The organism is Caballeronia arvi (genome assembly GCF_001544695.2).
In the GTDB taxonomy this organism is placed as follows: domain Bacteria; phylum Pseudomonadota; class Gammaproteobacteria; order Burkholderiales; family Burkholderiaceae; genus Caballeronia; species Caballeronia arvi.
Genome location: NZ_FCOM02000039.1, coordinates 62307 through 80576, shown reverse-complemented (window position 1 = coordinate 80576; position 18270 = coordinate 62307). Strand labels below are relative to the sequence as shown.

At 64.9% G+C, this 18270-nt stretch carries 18 protein-coding genes and 1 pseudogene; 17 read left to right on the top strand and 2 right to left on the bottom strand.

Translation table 11 applies throughout. The features are described from left to right. A partial coding sequence (locus tag AWB74_RS47450) for a hypothetical protein (protein ID WP_235024738.1) occupies positions 1-189 on the top strand: 189 nt, incomplete at its 5' end. A 354-nt stretch (positions 190-543) separates the two neighbouring features. Beyond that, complete coding sequence (locus tag AWB74_RS30600; protein ID WP_061150371.1) at positions 544-984, top strand: YybH family protein; 441 nt, start codon at positions 544-546, stop codon at positions 982-984. Between the two features lie 304 nt (positions 985-1288). Here the strand turns inward: AWB74_RS30600 and AWB74_RS30595 are convergent. Both AWB74_RS30595 and AWB74_RS30590 read right to left on the bottom strand, forming a co-directional pair. Next, positions 1289-2724 (bottom strand): annotated as a pseudogene (locus tag AWB74_RS30595) (IS1182 family transposase). 580 nt (positions 2725-3304) lie between these two features. Continuing rightward, positions 3305-4260, bottom strand: a protein-coding gene (locus AWB74_RS30590; RefSeq protein WP_096032037.1) for an IS5 family transposase whose coding sequence is annotated in 2 segments (ribosomal slippage) — positions 3305-3628 and positions 3631-4260 — 954 coding nt in all. Because the reading frame shifts where the segments join, the coding sequence is not laid out codon by codon here. 131 nt (positions 4261-4391) lie between these two features. On the opposite strand from AWB74_RS30590, the gene AWB74_RS47005 reads away from it, so the two are divergent. From AWB74_RS47005 to AWB74_RS30520, 15 genes are all read left to right on the top strand, one after another. Beyond that, positions 4392-4631: a hypothetical protein gene (locus AWB74_RS47005; RefSeq protein WP_200822053.1), complete on the top strand. Its 240-nt coding sequence runs from the start codon at positions 4392-4394 to the stop codon at positions 4629-4631. A gap of 676 nt (positions 4632-5307) precedes the next feature. Next, entirely contained in the window at positions 5308-6354 is a 1047-nt protein-coding gene (locus tag AWB74_RS30585; RefSeq protein WP_235024739.1) for a sigma-54 interaction domain-containing protein, read from the top strand. A 172-nt stretch (positions 6355-6526) separates the two neighbouring features. Beyond that, positions 6527-8077: a phage tail sheath family protein gene (locus tag AWB74_RS30580; RefSeq protein WP_061150374.1), complete on the top strand. Its 1551-nt coding sequence runs from the start codon at positions 6527-6529 to the stop codon at positions 8075-8077. A gap of 9 nt (positions 8078-8086) precedes the next feature. Next, positions 8087-8617, top strand: coding sequence for a phage tail protein (locus AWB74_RS30575; protein WP_061150370.1), 531 nt, complete (start codon positions 8087-8089; stop codon positions 8615-8617). A gap of 3 nt (positions 8618-8620) precedes the next feature. Beyond that, the gene (locus AWB74_RS30570; RefSeq protein ID WP_061150369.1) at positions 8621-9340 is read left to right on the top strand and encodes a hypothetical protein; all 720 of its coding nucleotides are present in this window, start codon (positions 8621-8623) and stop codon (positions 9338-9340) included. Beyond that, a complete protein-coding gene (locus tag AWB74_RS30565; RefSeq protein WP_061150368.1) occupies positions 9337-10008 on the top strand; it encodes a hypothetical protein in 672 nt (223 codons plus the stop codon). The genes AWB74_RS30570 and AWB74_RS30565 overlap by 4 nt, the downstream gene beginning before the upstream one ends. Then, on the top strand, positions 10005-11282 hold the full coding sequence (locus AWB74_RS30560) for a DUF4255 domain-containing protein (protein WP_061150367.1): 1278 nt from the start codon (positions 10005-10007) through the stop codon (positions 11280-11282). The genes AWB74_RS30565 and AWB74_RS30560 overlap by 4 nt, the downstream gene beginning before the upstream one ends. 2 nt (positions 11283-11284) lie before the next feature. Further along, the gene (locus AWB74_RS30555; protein WP_061150366.1) at positions 11285-13201 is read left to right on the top strand and encodes an ATP-binding protein; all 1917 of its coding nucleotides are present in this window, start codon (positions 11285-11287) and stop codon (positions 13199-13201) included. Then, positions 13192-13464, top strand: coding sequence for a hypothetical protein (locus AWB74_RS30550; RefSeq protein WP_143749336.1), 273 nt, complete (start codon positions 13192-13194; stop codon positions 13462-13464). Before AWB74_RS30555 ends, AWB74_RS30550 begins: the two co-directional genes overlap by 10 nt. Continuing rightward, positions 13461-15203, top strand: a complete 1743-nt coding sequence (locus AWB74_RS30545; RefSeq protein ID WP_087039298.1) for an eCIS core domain-containing protein — start codon at positions 13461-13463, stop codon at positions 15201-15203. Before AWB74_RS30550 ends, AWB74_RS30545 begins: the two co-directional genes overlap by 4 nt. Further along, complete coding sequence (locus AWB74_RS30540) at positions 15200-15874, top strand: hypothetical protein (protein WP_061150363.1); 675 nt, start codon at positions 15200-15202, stop codon at positions 15872-15874. Before AWB74_RS30545 ends, AWB74_RS30540 begins: the two co-directional genes overlap by 4 nt. After that, a complete protein-coding gene (locus AWB74_RS30535) occupies positions 15871-16230 on the top strand; it encodes a hypothetical protein (RefSeq protein WP_061150362.1) in 360 nt (119 codons plus the stop codon). Before AWB74_RS30540 ends, AWB74_RS30535 begins: the two co-directional genes overlap by 4 nt. 19 nt (positions 16231-16249) lie before the next feature. Further along, the gene (locus tag AWB74_RS30530) at positions 16250-17362 is read left to right on the top strand and encodes a hypothetical protein (RefSeq protein ID WP_061150373.1); all 1113 of its coding nucleotides are present in this window, start codon (positions 16250-16252) and stop codon (positions 17360-17362) included. Next, positions 17359-17928, top strand: a complete 570-nt coding sequence (locus tag AWB74_RS30525; RefSeq protein ID WP_061150361.1) for a phage baseplate assembly protein V — start codon at positions 17359-17361, stop codon at positions 17926-17928. Before AWB74_RS30530 ends, AWB74_RS30525 begins: the two co-directional genes overlap by 4 nt. A 35-nt stretch (positions 17929-17963) precedes the next feature. Beyond that, complete coding sequence (locus AWB74_RS30520; protein WP_235024737.1) at positions 17964-18251, top strand: hypothetical protein; 288 nt, start codon at positions 17964-17966, stop codon at positions 18249-18251. Positions 18252-18270 lie beyond the last annotated feature (19 nt).

Below are 18270 nucleotides of genomic sequence, written 5' to 3'. Positions count from 1 at the left end.
TACGACGCCTGCCCGCATGCGCCTTTGGTGCGGGCCCAGCTGCACGGTGAAGGGCAGGCATCCTACAAACCTAAACTGGTGCGGCAGTTCGAGGGGAGTCGGCTCAGGCGCCCAGCGCCCCTGCCTCCAACTTCGGCAAGCGGCCAGAAGCGGTCGCTGGTGATGTTCCTCGAAAACCGACATTCGTGATTGTCGGTTGATACCGTGCGGGCCGTTCATCGCGAGGCCGACGGTCGACCGCTAGGTGGTTCGGAAAGGCTTCGACCTCGGCCGGTCCCAACTCGCTGGGATGGCGTTTGCCGTGGAACCGGAAAACTGGACGAGCAGGCGAGGACGATCGGTCGGGCTTGGTCGGGCACTCACGCCATGACGGTTGAGGATAATTGCTAGGATAAACGCGATCGTCTTCCGGCGCCGTCCCCCCGCAATACCGAGCAAGCGTTCGCTATGGATCCGTCAGATCATCCGGCGTCAGCGCCCGGGTGATTCCTGTTAGGCGCGTGCGGTACGCCTTCAAATACCGCCACAAAAGGAGGTCATCTCATGTCAACAGAAGACGAAGTCCGCAAGGCATCAATACAGTTCTACGCTGCACTGAACCGCATGCTTAATGGTGACGCTCGGCCCCTGTCCGATGTCTGGTCCCACGGCTCGGCCGTCACCACGATGCATCCGATCGGTGGTCGGCAGGTGGGATGGAACGAAGTTCGGGAATCGTGGGAGCAAGTAGCCCAAGTGGCCTCAGACGGGAAGGTTGAACTGAAGGACCAACTCATCCGCGTCGTTGGGGACGTCGCCTACGAGGTCGGCGTTGAGCATGCAGAGTTCAAGCTGGGCGGACAGAAGGTCGCCGGCCAGATTCGCGTGACGAATATCTATCAGCAAGAAGCTGGCGTGTGGAAGACGACGCATCACCACACGGACTTGGCCCCAGCAATGGTGGAAGTTCTCAATCGCTTGCAGCCGCCGACCGGTAAAGCCTGAAGATGGTTGATGCCGCCCGCATGTAGGCGCAGGGGTACGGATGCCTAACAACCGCATGCAGCGTACGGCGCGCCGGACCGCCGCTGGTCCTGGTCGTTGAAGGGCGGCTTTTCGAAGGGCCGGATGGCTCCTTTGGGTCGAGACTGTGCGAAAACAGGTAAGGTATCTCGGCGAGATTGCGGACGGACCCGATCATTCGACATGCGTTTGCGGGCGCTCCGATCATTCGGCAAGCGATCGGATACGTGCGGTCGCCAAAGAAAGTTTCTGCCTCGCTTTTGATCGAGGCGACTCGCCGCTGTTCCTATGTCCTTATCGCTCTGATTAGCGACGACGTACCCAGGATACTGATGGCTCGATTCACGTTGTACGCCAAGATGTGAAGGCTCATCTCGGTTTGCACCCGAGGAAGGGTTTTTGTCAAGAAGTGCGCCGAACCCATCCAGAACTTGAGCGTTCCGAACGGGTGCTCGACCGTCTGTCGTCGTAGTCTTGCAGCGTGTGGATTGTTATCGAGGCGACGCTGCATGTCCTCCAGTACCTCCTCATGTTCCCATCTTGCTATCCTTCGATATGGACTCGGAGTGCATTGCGGCTTGAACTTGCAACTTGGACATGCCGACAGCCAGTATTTGTCAATTGTCAGCCCCGCCTCGACCGTCTTGAAGCGCCAAATCGCTCTTTCTCCTGCCGGGCAGCGGTATTCATCGTCAGTCTCAATGTAAACGAAATCGCGCTTGTCGAAACGACCGTCTGCCTTGCTGTTCGACGTGAGCGGTTTGGGGACGAGCGTCTTGATTCCTTGCTTCTCGCAGCGAAGAATTTCATCGCTCTTGTAGTAGCCGCGATCGGCGAACACCGTCACCTTCTTTTTCCCGATAGCGTCCCGCGCCATTTCCGCCATTCTCGCCAACTGGGTTCGGTCATGTCCAACGTTGACAACGTCATGTGCAACGATCATGTGACTCTTGAGGTCAACAGCGGTCTGTACGTTGTAGCCGACCATTCCCGTTCCGCGCCCACTGGTTGCCATTGAGCGAGCGTCCGGATCCGTTAGCGAGATTTGGCCATCGGGAGCTGCGCGCATCCGCGCCTCAATCTCACCGAGCTTCTGCACTTGCGCTTTGAGACTCTGGATCTTCTCTTTCAAATGCGGAATGCGTTCATCCGGCAGGCTCGCCGGCTCACGATCGGCCCTGTCCAACTCATCCATATAGCGGGCGATACTTTGTTCCAGTTGCTCCATGCGAGCCTGAAGGTTGCGGTCGGTAAAGTTCTTGTCACGGTTGTTGACTGCCTTAAATTTGCTGCCGTCGATAGCAACGGTCGCGTCTGCGAATAGCTTTAAACGGCGGCAAAGCAACTCAAACTCGCGGCAGACTTTGCGGATCGCAACGCCGTTGTCCTTCCGAAGTCCGCGATGGTCTTGAAGTCAGGCGCCAGCCGGCCTGTCAACCAGATCAATTCGAGATTCCGTCGTGCTTCGCGCTCGAGGCGGCGACTCGATTGAATTCGATTCAAGTACCCGTAGATGTAAAGCTTGAGCAAGGTCGATGGATGATATGCCGGTCTGCCCACCAACGACGGCGAGGCCCGCTCGAAGCCAAGACCTATTAGATCAAGCTCATCAACAAACACGTCTACCACTCGTACAGCGTTATCGGCATCGACGTAGTCGTCGAGACACTCAGGTAGCAGTGCGACTTGATCGCGCGCCGCGCCTTCAATAAATCGCTTCATGGGCCACCATCGAAAGACGTGTTGACTAACTATAGGCAATCAACGCGTTTTTACACAGCCTCGGTCGGGTCCAGCCGGCCAACGTCGGGCGGCAGCCGGCCGTGAGCCGTCATTCATTGCAACTGTCACGTGATCATTCGAGTGGCCGCTGCTTAGAGAGCAGGAGACGTTCACATTCTGACGGCATTGGGATAGACGTTAGACGGCTGGCGATTACGTGTTCGCTGTCGCGCGACATGAGTGATAGGGGATGTCGTACCCCGGCAGGCACAAAAAATTTCTTGAAATTCTGTTTCAACTAGCCTTTACTCGATCAGAGGGCAACACTAGCCTTCTGCCTTCATTTTGTCGCACGATGTGTTATTAGTATGACGTACGAATAACAGTATCACGTCGCTGCAGTCATGCACGTAAATCCATCAGGGAAGCTCTGCAGAACGCAGTTCAAAGACCTGCGCACCATGTAGGCGTTGAGCAGATTTTTCTCGCTCAGAACGGTCTGTCAGTGTCAGAGGCGAGGGGCCCACACTTTGTGACCTCTCATCGAGAGGACGAAAGCATGTTCAACCTTCGGTGTGTTCTACGCTTTGCGCAGCGCCTTGCGCATCATCCATAAATTTCCCAACGCAATTAATGTGGTGATCTGAGCGGTGTTCTTCGCCAGCCCCCGGTATCTCGTCTTCAAGTAACCAAACTGTCGCTTGAGGATTCGGAACGGATGTTCGACCTTTGCACGAATGCCGGCTTTCAATCGTTCGATCTTGTCGTATATCGCATCGAGAGGATCCTTCAAGTTCAATTTCTTTCGCTTGCCGGGCCGCATCGCGACATGCCATCGAGCCGAGCCCGTTTGCTTGCGCTTTTCGATGCCCTGGTGTCCGGCGTCAGCGTAAACATCCGTCTCTCTTCACCGTGCAACAACGCAAGGGCCGCATTGATGTCGTGCTCGTTAGCCGCCGCGCCGATGACCGTGTGAACGATGCCTGACTCTGCGTCCACGCCTATATGCGCCTTCATGCCAAAGTACCAATTCCTGCCTTTCTGGGTCGACTGCATCTCGGGGTCGCGGGTGCCCGAGCCATTCTTGGTCGAGCTGGGCGCTGCGATCAACGTAGCGTCGACAGCCGAGCCCGCCTTAAGCATCAGTCCCTTTTCGTTCAACAATTCATTGGCGACCGCCAGAATCTGCGCAGCGATGCCATGCGCTTCGAGCAAGTGCCGAAACCGCAAGATAGTCGTTTCGTCTGGAAGACGGGTCATCCCGCCATCAAGGCCTGCGAATTCGCGATACAGCGGGACGTCATAGAGGGCTTCTTCCATCGCTGGGTCCGACAGACCGAACCACTGTTGGAGGAAGTGAATTTGCAACATCGTCGCTACCGGAAATGGCGGACGACCGGTCTTCCCCTTCGGATAATGCGGTTCGATCAATGCAATCAACCTCGACCATGGCACGACTCGTCGCATCTCGTCCAGAAACTGCCGCTTACGCGTGCATTTGGTTGACAGGTTCAAGCCGAGATGAAGTTGCGTCATCGTGATGCCTCCAAGTCGTTGCTCCGTAATAGTACGCCTTATCATTACTACGAGAGGGGGTTCTGCAGAGCTTCCTTAGGAGCTTGATCGAGAAAGCAGGTATGGAATGATTTCACTCTTCCAGGTTGACGATGACGCATCGTAAAAACGTATCCGCGCAAGAAACCATTGGCCACATTCCCATTGTTCTCATCGCACACGTCATATGGAACCGTACAGTCATGCGTCCGGCAAAGCCGGCACATCGCGATCAATTGACGCGTTTGCCGGCGGAGACACTGAAGTATTTTCGTCTTGCTATCGGTCCTTTCGGCATCGGCTGGTCGCTATCGGCAGCCTCGCATCGCACTCCGCACCTGCAACCGGCCTGAATAATTCTTTCGCCGTGGTTTTGGCGTCGGCTTCAATGGCTCTATAAGTGCCGACAGTTCGTCGTCGACAATCGGCGCCCATCCTTGGTCGCAGTTGTTTAGACCCTCCAACGACCTCCAACGGGGTCTTTCTGGTTGCGTCTCGGATCCAACAGTATCGCTAAAGACGTTCGCGCCTGAGATTATCACGGGCGAGTCGTCGTTGCGTCGAGTCGGGCATTCGTTGATCGAAGATTTGACAGACCGTGCCCCAGTATATACGTGCGGCGAGCCTGACGGCTTGCGTGGCGGATAATGACGACATGTTGCGCTTTAAAACTTGCATGCGGCCAACTAAACTGGTTTATATGTCTTGGATGGTATGACCCTACGCTCGTCGCTAAGATGGCACCGCCGTGCGAAAACACCTCGATCGGCGCGTTGGTGCTGATAACTCACTCGAACGGAGTTTAATCAGTTAGACATGCTATTTGTGTTTTAGGAAACAGATTTAGGTATGAAAAACCGAGGCATCGTGGAGCGGATTGACTCCGCGTGCATTGCGTGAGGTGCGGGACGCAGACTCGGCAAACTCGTGCTGACGATAATCCGGGTCGATGTGGGCCCGTAATTCAAGTCATCGACGTCCACGGAATCGGGACAAGCCGGATAAACGCTCATGCAAGCAACTCCTTTGGTGGCGCCCAAGTTGTGGGCCCAGTGCACGACGCATGCGTTGCTGGGCAACAGTGAGGCAATGCGTAGCGCCAACGCGTTCGTGCTAAAGGTGGCGCGCTCTGAGATCAACGTGCTGCTGACCGGCGAAACCGGCACCGGCAAGGAGTGTGTCGCGCAGTCGATTCATCGGCAGAGCGCGCGCTCGAACGGCCCCTTCATGCCGGTCAACTGCGCGGCGTTGCCGGACGCGCTATTGGAAAGCGAACTCTTCGGGTTCGAGCGTGGGGCCTTCACGGGAGCGCAAGCCGCGTATGAAGGCAAGTTCCGCGCTGCGAGGGGAGGCACGCTGTTTCTCGACGAGATCGGCGAGATGAGCCTCTATGCGCAGGCGAAGATCCTGAGAGCACTCGAAAGCCGCGAGGTCTATCCGCTGGGCAGCAAGCGGGCGATCGCGCTCGATGTGCGGGTCGTCGCCGCTACCAACCAGGATCTCGGGGAGCTAGTCGCGGCGAACCGCTTTCGCAAGGATCTCTATTACCGCTTGAACGTGGCCCGCATCCACTTGCCGCCGTTGCGCGAGCGCAAGGCGGACATCCCGATGCTGCTGCGCCACTTCCTTTCGGAAATGAATTCCCGCCACGCCCAGGGCGTGAGCGAGTTCACCGCCGCGGCGCTGTCATGCGTCATGAACCATGACTGGCCGGGCAACGTGCGTGAGCTGCGCAATCTGCTCGAAGTCGTGTTCGTCGATCCGCCTGAGCACACCGTGGATCTGTGCCATCTTCCCGACAGCTTGCGTACGACGACGGGGCCTGCAGCCGCGGACGTAACGAGGCTGGAGCGCAGCCGGATTCTTTCGGCGCTGATCGCGGCGCAGTGGAACAAGACGCTGGCGGCGCGCGACCTGCGGTGTTCCCGCATGACCCTCTATCGGAAGATGTCGCGCTACTGCATCGCGGAACCGTCCCCGTTACACGTGAGACAGCGTGTGACACCCGCTGTGACACCTCACAAAGCCCCGGACGCGGGTCCGCCATGCTGCCCGGGTGTCACATCGCACAGGTGACACCGGCGCGAATTCCGGCGCTGCGCACCGCGTCGCGTTCTCGCGCCTGCCTTTTCAATCAACGCTCTCGCTGCCTGATTGCGCATGATCAGGCGCTTTGGCATGCCGCTCGCTTTTCAAGCGCACGAAGCGGCGCGCACTGGCGACGCTCGTGCCCATAGAGACGCCAACCATGACGACCTACACTTTCCCGGGTGTGTACATCGAAGAAGTGCCGAGCGGCATCCACACTATCGTGGGCGTGGCCACATCGATCACCGGATTCATCGGCTGGGCCGCGCAGGGTCCGACCACGCAGGCCACACTGGTGCAGAGCTGGCCCGAGTTCCAGCGCGTCTTCGGTGGGCTCGACTCCCGCAGCACGCTCGGCTACAGCGTCAACCAGTTTTTCAACAACGGCGGACAGCAGGCCTATATCATCCGTCTCGTGGACTCGACGACCGCGGGTTCGGCCAAAGTCAGCGTGCCCGATACGAGCAGCGGCACGGCCTTCGTGGCGACGGCGTCGAGCCCCGGCATGTGGGCGACCTTCTATGGCGTGCGCATCGTGGCCAAGCCGGGCGATGCGACGCGCTTCTCCGTGCTCGTCACTTACACGCCCGCCGGCGGCAGCGAATCGATCGTCGAGAGTTTCACCAATCTCTCGAACGACACCGCCGATCCGCAAGGGCGCTATGTCGGCAGCGTCGTCAACAGCGGATCGAGCTTCGTCCAGCTGAGCAGCATCACGACGGTGGCGCCGAAGCCCAATCCGCCCGGAGGCGGCTCGCCGCCGTCGCCGTATACGCTCGCGGGCTCGAGTCTCGACGGCAGCGTGCTGACGCCGGGCACATCGGGGTTCCACACGGCGCTCAACGCCGATAACACCGGCAGCGGCGGCGTGTACCTGCTCGACCGGGTCGACCTCTTCAACCTGCTGTGCGTGCCGGCCGAGACCGATGCGGCGACGATCGCCCTGCTCCAGGGCTACTGCCGCACGCACCGCGCCTTCCTGATCGTCGATTCCGATCCGACGGTGAGCCTCGCCACCTTCGAGGCCAACGGGCCGAGCAGCCAGATCACCGGCAAGGATTCGATCAACTCGGCGCTCTACTACCCGTGGGTGGACGCGCCGGACCCGCTGCAGCAGGGGCGAATCGATTCCTATCCGCCGTGCGGTTTCGTCGCCGGCATCTACGCATCGACCGACGCCTCGCGCGGCGTCTGGAAGGCGCCCGCGGGCGTCGACGCGAGTCTCACCGGGGCGACCGGACTGGACATCCCGCTGACCGACCTCGAAAACGGCACGCTGAACATCATGGCCGTGAACTGCCTGCGAAGCTTCAGGGTGTACGGCAACGTGGTGTGGGGAGCGCGAACCCTGCAAGGCAACGACCAGGTGGGGTCCGAGTGGAAGTATGTGCCGGTCCGGCGGCTCGCCCTCTACCTGGAGGAATCGCTCTACCGCGGCACGCAGTGGGCGGTGTTCGAGCCGAACGACAACCCGCTGTGGGCGCAGCTGCGCCTGAACGTCGGTGCCTTCATGCATGAGCTCTACACCAAGGGCGCGTTCCAGGGCGCATCGGCGCGCGAGGCGTACTTCGTCAAGTGCGACGGCCAGACCACCACCCAGAACGACATCAACATGGGCGTGGTGAACGTGTGGGTCGGATTCGCACCGTTGCAGCCAGCGGAATTCGTGGTGCTGCAGATCCAGCAGATGGCCGGCCAGGTGCAGACCTAGGAGAACGCGATGGCACAGTTCAGCGTCAACACGTCCCGCTTCGATCCCTACAAGAACTTCAAGTTTCGCATCAAGTGGGGCGGCCGCTACGTGGCGGGCATCAGCAAGTGCAGCGCGCTCAAGCGCACCACGGAAGTGGTCGAGCACCGCGAAGGCGGCGACCATTCGAGCTCGCGCAAATCGCCGGGGCGCAGCAAGTACGAGGCGATCACGCTCGAGCGCGGCGTCACCCACGATCCCGAGTTCGAGCAGTGGGCCAACAAGGTCTGGAACTATGTCGGCGGTCCCGGCAAGGAAGTCTCGCTGCAGGATTTCCGCAAGGACATCATCCTCGAGTTCTACAACGAGGCGGGGCAGCTCGCCATCGCATACAAGGTCTACCGCTGCTGGGTGTCCGAATACCAGTCGCTGCCCGATCTCGACGCCAATGCCAACGCCGTCGCCATTCAGCACCTGAAGCTCGAAAACGAGGGCTGGGAGCGCGACTACGACGTGGTCGAGCCGCAGGAACCGAGCTTCACCGAACCGCCGGTTGGGTGATCCATGCAGCCTCTGGACGACGCGTTGCTGCTCGACATCTGGGCCCGGCGGAACGCTCGCCGTCGCGACGACTGCGACGACTGCGCCGACCTATTCGCGAGTGCGCGCATGCCGGGCGACGCGCAGCTCGACGAATGGCCGCTCGCGCGCTGCCAGGCGGCGCTGCTCGAACTGCGCTGCGCCACGTTCGGCCCGACGCTCGAAGCCGCGATGGACTGTCCGCAATGCGGCGCGCGGCTCGAATTCGAGCTCGATGCCGATGCGCTTCTGAAGGTCCAGCGCGACGGCTCGGCCGATCACGCCGGCGCGCCTGCGCTTTGCGTACAGGGCCTGGGCTTTCGCCTGCCGACGCGCCGTGATCTCGTCGCCGTGAGCGGTCTTGACGACGAGCGCGACGCGGTCGTGGCGCTCGCGCGCGCGTGCTGCATCGACGATCCGGCCCGCGTCGAATGGACCGACGCCCTGCTGGCTTCGCTCGACGCCGCGTTCGAGGCCGCTGATCCGCTGGGCAACCTTGAGCTGAGCCTCGCCTGTCCCGACTGCCGCTGCGTCTGGGACCAGCCGCTCGATCTGCCCGGATATTTCCGCGAAGAGATCGACGTGCGCGCCCGTGTGCTGCTCGTCGAAGTCCATCGGCTGGCGCGCGCTTACGGATGGTCGGAACGGGACATCCTCGGGATGGCGCCCGCGCGCCGCAAGGCCTATCTGGAACTGCTCGCATGAAAGGCTATCTGGCGAACATGGTGCGGTCCTCGCGGCGCGGCCGGGATGGCTCGGGCGAGGCGCTGCCGCGTCCCCGGCGCGACCTGCTTGCGCTCTTCGACCCGGCGCCGCCGCCGGCCGGAACGGATGACGAATCTATGCCCGTCGCCGCGAGCCGACGGGACGCCGGTCCGGGCGCTTCGGCGCCCGCGGTGCGGGCGGCGGCCGCAAAGGCGCGGGCGCACCCAGGCGTCGTCGCCGAACATCATCCCGCGCAGGAGGAGGCGCAGGCGCAGGCCACGAACCCAATAGCCGCCGTGCGCCATGAAGAAGGACCCCGCGACGCCGTCACTGCGCAGGACCAGCCCGGCCGCGGCGCGCTGTGGCCGGAGCCGGCCACAGCGCCGCGCGAGGCATCGGAAGCCACGCCACGCGGGCAACCGTGGCCGGCGGCTCGCACGCAGGCGATGAGCGAGTGGCGGGCCGCCGCAACGCCGTCCGCGGTCCGCACCGCGCCCGGCGCGCTGCCGCCACCGGTGGCGGCGCTGCCGGACATCCACGTCACGATCGGACGCATCGAAGTCAGCGCGGAACTCGCGGCGCCCGCGCTGAAGGCCGTGCCGCCCCGGCGCCAGCCGGTGATGTCGCTCGCCCAGTACGAGGCGAAGCGGCGCGAGGGCACGCGATGAGCACCTCCTACGCGGTGGCCGGCGTCACGGCGGTGCTGGAGTACATGCTCGCGAACGGCATGGGCGTGCCGCTGGTGACCGGAGGCTCGGGTCAGGTGGTCACGGTGAGCGCCATGCCGCCCGATCTCATCGATTTGACGGTCGCCAATGCCAAGCCTCGCATCAATCTGTTCCTGCATCAGGTCTACCCGAACATGGCGTGGCGCAACCGCGAGCTGCCCTCACGCGACGAGACCGGCCGGCGCATGACCAACCCGCCGCTCGCCATCGACATGCACTACTTCCTCACGGCCTACGGATCGGCCGATCTGGAAGCCGAGGTGCTGCTCGGCTACGCGTTGCAGGTGTTCCACGAGACACCGGTGCTCTCGCGCGACATCGTGCGCGCCGCGCTCAATGGCGGCGGCGTCAGCACGACCTCGGTGGCTTATCAGGCGCCGCTCAAAATAGTAGGCCTCGCCGACCAGTACGAGCAGCTGAAGATATCGCCGTTTCCGCTCAACACCGAGGAGATGTCGCGCTTCTGGACGGCGATGCAGGCGCATTACCGGCCCACCTTCTCGTTTCAGGTGACGGTCGTGCTGATCCGCCTCGAACAGCCCTCGGTTTCGCCGCTGCCGGTGCTCACGCGCAACATCACCGCGCAGACCGGGCTGGTTCCGGCGGTGCCGAACATCACGGGCGTGGTGCCGGCGCTCGGGCAGCCGGCCGCGCTGATCGGCGACACCGTCACCGTCAACGGCATTGCGCTGGCCGATCCCGCGCCGCGCATCCTGCTCTCGAACGACAAGTTCGGCATCCGCGAGTCGATTACCGCCGCGGCGCCGAGCACCGGCACCGGCGTGCAGTTCGTGCTGCCGCCGGCCTTGCCGTCGAATCCGGCCGCGAGCTGGCCGGTCGGCGTGTACCAGCTTTCGGTGATGCTGCTCGCGGGTCAGCCCAAGCAGGTGACGACCAACGCGCTGCCGTTCGTGATCGCGCCCGCCATCACCACCGCCTTGCCGATGAGCGTCGCCGGGGGCGGCGGCAGCGTCACGATCAACCTCGCCGTTGCGCCGCCGGTCCTTCAGGAGCAATCGGTCGCGCTGCTGCTCGGCGCGACGCAGGTGGCGGCCACGCCGCTCACGGGCACGTCCTCGAATCTGAACTTCGTCGCGCCGGTTGCGCCCGGGACCTACCTCGCGCGCGTCGAGGTCGATGGCATCGACAGTTTCATCATCGATCCGACCGCCAGCCCGCCGGCCTATCTGAACAAGACGATCACGGTGACCTAGCCATGCAAGCCGCCTGCGCCAACGACTGGCTGGATGCGAACCAACGCGCGCTGCTCGCCGTGTTCGCGGCATTGCACGCGCGGCTCGCCGGCGAGCAGGCGGCGCACACGCCCCGCGACGATGCGCTCGCCGATGCGAACTCCGCGACGGCGATCGGCCGTCTCGCCGAGGCGTTCGCGCTCACGCCCTTCGAGCGGGAGCTGATCCTGCTGTGCGCGGGCACCGAGATGGATGCGGCGCTCGCGCAGGCGTGCGGCGCGGCCCTCGGCCTCGGACGTGCGGCCAATCCGACCTTCGGGCTCGCGCTGGCGGTGCTCGACGAGCCCCACTGGAGCGCGCTGACGCCCGCCGCGACCTTGCGGCGCTGGCGTCTCGTCGATGTGGAGCCGGGCGCCATGCTGGCGACAAGCCCGCTTCACCTTGACGAGCGCATCCTGCATTTCGTCGCGGGCCTGAACGAGCTCGACCGGCGGCTCGCGCCGCTTCTGCGTCACTGCACGGCGGTGCGGGGAAGCCTGCAATCCCACGCCGGGGTGGCCGATGCGATCGTGCGCGAGCTGCTGGCTGCGGATCGTCCCGCGCCGCTCATCCAGCTCGCCGGCGACGATGCGGACGGCAAGGAGGAACTGGCTGCGCGCGTCGCGAACGCGCTCGGCCTGCATCTGTACGTGCTCGATGTCAGCGCGGGCGTGATGCCTTCCGACCTCGATCTGTTCCAGACGCTGTGGCTGCGCGAGGCCGCGCTGCTGCCGGCCTCGCTGCTAGTCCAGTGCGGCGACGGCACGCTGCCGCCGCCTTTGCGGCACTGTCTGGAAGGCATGCAGGGGCTCGTGCTGCTCGGCGTGCGCGATGCCGTCGGGCTGCGTGCTCCGAGCCGCGTCTTCGACGTGCACAAGCCCGCGCCTAAGGAGCAGCTGCGCCTGTGGAAGGAGGCGCTCGGGCCGGTGGCGCCGAAGCTCAACGGCGCGCTGGATCGCCTCGCCTTGCAGTTTCGCCTCAGCGCCGACAGCATCCGCCGCGCCGGCCGGGAGATCACGGCCCGCGCCGCCGACGCTGACGAGATCGAAACCGTCGCGTGGCAGGCGTGCCGCGTCCTCGGACGCCGCCGTCTCGACGACCTCGCCCAGCGCATCGAGGCCACGGCTTCGTGGGACGACCTTGTCGTGCCCGCGACCGAAGCCGCGACGTTGCGGCAGATCGTCGCCCAGGCGCGCCAGCGCATGAAGGTGTACGACAACTGGGGCTTCGCCGCGGCGAGCGCCAGAGGCCTCGGCATCAGCGCGCTCTTCGTCGGCGAGAGCGGCACCGGCAAGACGCTCGCGGCGGAAGTGCTGGCGCGCGAGCTCGCGCTCGATCTCTACCGTATCGATCTGGCGTCGGTGGTAAGCAAGTACATCGGCGAGACCGAGAAGAACCTCCGGCAGGTGTTCGATGCCGCGGAGGACACCGGCTCGGTGCTGCTCTTCGACGAGGCCGACGCGCTCTTCGGCAAGCGCAGCGAAGTGAAGGACAGCCACGACCGCTACGCCAACATCGAAGTCGGCTACGTGCTGCAGCGGATCGAGGCCTATCGCGGCGTGGCCATCCTTACCACCAACCTGCGCACTTCGCTCGATCGCTCGTTCCAGCGCCGGCTGCGCTTCGTGGTCGAGTTTCCGTTTCCCGATGCCGCGCTGCGCGAAGCGATCTGGCAGCGCGCCTTTCCGAAAGCAGCGCCGGTCGAGGGCGTCGATCCGCGCAAGCTGGCGCAGGCGCATCTGGCGGGCGGCAACATCCGCAACATCGCGCTCAACGCCGCCTTTCTCGCCGCCGAGCAGGGCGGTCCGGTCACGATGCGGCATCTGCTCGCGGCGAGTCACAGCGAGGCGCGCAAGATCGAGCGCACGCTCTCGGACCAGGAGACACGGGGATGGTTATGAGCACGCCGGTCAGGCGCATCCATCTTTCGATCGACACGCTGGTGCTGCGCGGCGTGCGGCCGGAAGACCGCCACGCGCTCGCGCGCGGTCTCAGCGAGGAGCTGACGCGTATGCTCGGCCAGCCCGGCGTCGCGACGCGGCTGGTGCGCGACGGCAGCCCGCCGATGCTGCGTCTGCCGCGTCTCCGGTTTGCGTCCGCACCGGCCGCGCGTACGCTCGGCGTGCAGGTCGGCCGCGCGATCGGGCGAGGGCTCAAGCGATGAACCGGTCGCGATTCACTCACCCGTTCACGCCGGCCGACATGCCCGGCGCCGCGAAGTCGTGCGACTGCGGCGTCGGTTGCGCGGATTGCCGCGAGGCGAGGCCCGCGAGCCCGGCCGCGCGCCTTGGCGCGCTCGACTCGGCGAGCCCGCCGGCGATGGTCCGCGAGGCTCGGCAGGCGCCCGGACGCGCGCTCGATGCGCCGACGCGCCGCGCGATGGAACTGCGCTTCGGACACGACTTCGGCAAGATCCGCATCCACATCGATGCCGACGCCGCGCAGGCGGCGCAATCGATGGGCGCGCAGGCCTACACCGTCGGCCATGACATCTTCTTCGCGCCCAACGCCTTTGATCCCCAATCGCGCAACGGGCTCGATCTGCTGGCGCATGAACTCGCGCATGTCGTGCAGCAGGAAGGCGCAGGCAGCCGTGGCGGGGACGAGCGCGTCGCGACGGCGCCTTCGCGCGAAAAGGCGGCCGACGAGAGCGCGCGCGAGGTGGCGGCCGACCGTCACGTGCCGCCGCTCGACAAGACGACGCCCTCGGTGCAGCGCCGCCTCGTGGTGGATCCCGGTTCGAGCCTGACGGGCGCGGGCGGCAGGCCGCTCGCGAAGCTCGTCGATGCCGATCCGGCCGCGAATCTGTCGGCCTTCGAACGGCTCGACATGATGGACCGCGTGATCGGCGTGCTGTGCCCATCGTTCGGCGTCGACAAGGGCGCCGCGGGCGGACTCGCGGGCAGCGGCGAGGTCGTCGCGAAAGGCGCAGCGAGCGTCGCGCCCGAACAGCTCGCCGGCGGCCCCAATGCGACCGGATGCTGCTGCCTGAAGATCCTCGTCAATGCAACGGATATCTGGACCATCCACGTCAGCCAGCTGGTCTCGTCCTTCACGCGTCCCGCGGGTAGCGGTGGCGATATCGTGCTGCCGAGCGAGCGCACGCCGCTCGACTGGGGCAGCTACACGGCGCGCGGCGTGCCAGCCTTTCAGGGCCTCGTGCCCACCGCCGGCCATGAGTTGTGCGGCCACGCGGCACTCATGCAGATCGGCGCGCATCCGTCAGGGGATCGGCTGACGAGCGATGTGCACGATCCCACAGTCCGCATCGAAAACACCATTTCGAGCGAGCAGGGCGTGCCGGCCAATCAGTTGCGCGGTCTGGCCGGCTCCGGCGCGCACCGCGGCGAGTCGGTCGACCGGCTGACCGTGTCGGGCTTCGGCGGCGGCGTGTCCGACGCCGCGCTCCTGCCCGCCGCCGAGCAGGCGAAACTGCGCTTCGCGGCCAGCTACAGCTTGCAGAACGGCACCTTCATCGACGTCATCGGCCACAGCGATCGCAATGAGGCGGCGGCCGCGAAGGCGAGCCCCGATGTCAGCGACAAGCGCGCGTCGTCGGTCCGGCAGATGCTGCGGACCGACGGCGCGACGGACCTGCTGAAACCGCTCGGGATGAGCACGGAGGTCGACCGGTTCACGCGCGTGAACGGCGTGCAGGACTCGGACCCCGCCAGCCCGGGTGCGCTGCCCGGCTCGCCGGCGGAGCGGCGCGTCGAGGTGCTGATGCCGGTGTTCGCCGCCGGCGCGCAGATACCGCCCAAAGGCACATCGGCCAAGATCGACAAGATCCCCGAGAGCGCAGGCGCGCAGGCCGCGCGTTCGGGTCCCGATGCTTGCGAGCGCAAGCTGGTCGGCGCTGCCTATCCGGCGGCATCGAAGGCCACCAAGGCGGGCAAACCATGAGCGCGTTCCCCAACTCCCCGAAGCTGCTCAAGGCGGGCATCGTCGTGGCCGATGTCGCCACCTCGACCATCCAGCGCGTGATCTCGCTGCAATACAACCCCGACACGCTGACCCGCAGCCTCGCGCCGCAGGCGCTCGCGAGCGAGGAAAAGGACCGTTCGGAAGCCATGCGCCTGAAGGGCCCGGCGGTCGAGACCATCAAGCTCGAAGCCGAGATCGACGCCACCGATCAGCTCGCCGACCCCGACAACCATCCGGATGCCGTCCTGTTCGGCATCCATCCGCAGCTCGCCACGTTGGAGATCCTCGCGCATCCCAGCTCGGCGGACCTGCTCGCCAACAGCGCGCTGGAAGCGCAGGGCATGCTCGAAATCATTCCGATGGAGTCGCCGCTTTTGCTCTTCGTCTGGAGCAGGAACCGCATCACGCCGGTGCGCCTCACCGATTTTTCGATCACCGAGGAAGCCTTCGATCCCGATCTCAACCCGATCCGCGCCAAGATCTCGCTCGGCCTGCGCGTGCTCTCGGTCGACGATCTCGGCTATCAGCATCCGGGCGGCATCCTGTTCATGAGCTACCTCGCGCAGAAGGAACAACTGGCCGCGCGCAGCGTCTCGGCGGCGCTCTCGGTGCTCGGCCTGAACGCCAATCCCCTCGGAGGCCGCGCATGAAAAACCCGTTGCAGCAGATGCTCGAAGCCGGTGTGATTCCGACGGCCGCGTTTCCCGCGAACAGCCGCTACGCCGCCACCGCCACGCAGACCTACACCTTCGCCGACGGACGCACGGCGTCGTATCTGGCGCGCCGCTTCGTGCCCGACCCGGCGCTCTTTTCGGTCATCGGGCAGGTGCAGGTCAGGCAGAACGACCGCCTCGACCTGATCGCCTCGACCTATCTGGGCGACCCGATCCTCTTCTGGCGCATCGCCGACGCCAACGGCGCCGTGCGCCCGGCCGACCTGCTGACCGAGGGCAACACGCTCTCCATCACCTTGCCGCAATCGGTGCCGGGAGGAACAGGTGCTTAGCAGCGTCAACCTGTCGCTCATGATCGGACCGCTCGTGCCGATTCCGGTGCCGCGCGAGGTGCTCGATGCGCTCGTGAGCGTCGAGGTCACGACCCGCGATCTCGGTGCGAGCACGTTCCAGATCTCGTTCGCGATCTCCAACCGCTCGCCGCTGGAGACACTGTTCCTGCTGTCGGGCGGCAATCCGATCCTGTTCCTGCGCGTGATCGTGACGGTGGTGGTCAAGGGCAACGCGCAGGTGCTGATGGACGGCGTCATCACCAATCACCAGATCGTGCCGGGTTCGAGCAACACCCACGCCACGCTCGTGCTCACGGGCGAGGACCTGACGGCGCTGATGAACCAGATCAACTTCAGCGGCTTTCCGTTTCCGGCCACGCCCGCTGAAGGGCGCGTGGCGTTGCTGCTCGCGAAGTGGTCGTTCCTCGGCATCGTGCCGCTCATCATTCCGAGCATCATGATCAGCGAAGTCCTGCCGACCGAGGCGATCGCCGCGCAGCAGGGCACCGATCTCAGCTACATCCAGGCGCTCGCCGATCAGGTCGGCTATGTGTTCTACCTGAACCCGGGGCCGGTGCCGGGCGCGAGCGTCGCCTACTGGGGGCCGCTCATCAAGGCGGGCGTGCCGCAGCCGTCGCTGAACATGGACATGGACGCGGCCTCGAACGTCGAGTCGCTGAGCTTTAACTTCGACAGCCAGAAGTGCCGGATACCGACGGTCTTTATCTACAGCGAAGAGACCGGCGTCACGATCCCGATCCCGATTCCGCCGATCACGCCGCTCAATCCGCCGCTCGGCGCCATCCCGCCGATCCCGGCGAGCCTCACCGACCTGCAGCCCGTGTCCGACGATCTCTCCAAGCGCCCGGTCCCCGAGGCCATCATGATCGGCCTCGCCAAGGCCGCGCGGTGGGCCGACGCGGTGACCGGCGAGGGCACCCTCGACGTGACGCGCTACGGCCACATCCTGAGCCCGCGCGGGCTGGTCGGCGTGCGCGGCGCGGGCATGGCCTTCGACGGGCTGCACTACGTGAAGAGCGTCACGCACAAGATCAAGCCCGGCGAATACAAGCAGAGCTTCTCCCTGACCAGGAACGGCCTGGTCTCGACCGTCCCGAGGGTGTTGCCATGAATGCTCCCGAAACCGCCGTGCAGGGCCCGGGCACCGGACCCGCCGCGCCGAACCGCTACTACGGCAAGTACCGCGCGACGGTGCTCCAGAACATCGACCCCGAGCAGCGCGGACGGCTGATGGCGCAGGTGCCCGACGTGCTGGGCGAGCTGCCGTCGAGCTGGGCGATGCCCTGCGTGCCGGCGGCCGGCATCCAGTCGGGCGTGTTCATCGTGCCGCCGATCGGCTCCTCGATCTGGATGGAGTTCGAGCAGGGCAATCCGGATTACCCGATCTGGACCGGCGGCTTCTGGGGACTCGTCGCCGACGTGCCGCCGCTCGCCGTCGCGCCGCCGCCGATTCCGCCCGGCCAGAACATCGTCATGCAGACGACCGGCCAGAACACGCTGATCCTCTCGGATTCGGCGCCGACGCCGGCCACCGGCGGGATCATCCTGAAGACGCTGTCGGGCGCGATGCTGGTAATCAACGAGACCGGCATCTACATCCAGAACGGGCAGGGTGCCTCGATCTCGCTCATCGGGCCCACCGTCGATATCAACCTCGGCGCCCTGACGGTGGTGTAGCCATGCCCGGGCCCATCCTCCACTCCGGCGCCGTCGTGCTGTGCGCGCATGGCGGACAGGCGATGCCCACCGCGCCGAGCCCGCGCGTCACGGCGAGCGGCATGCCGGTGGCCACCATCGCGGCGCCTTACTCCGTCGCCGGCTGCGCCTTCGCGCCGCCCGCGGGCAACGGCCCGTGCGTGACCGCCCAGTGGCTCGTGGGCGCGGTGCGGGTCACGTCGCTCGGGCAACCCCTCGCGATCCTGTCCGGCGTATCGGTGTGCGTGCCCACCGGGACGCCGCTCATGCCGGTTTCCGCGCAGACGCGTGCGATCGCCACCTGAGCGCCACCTGAGCCGACCT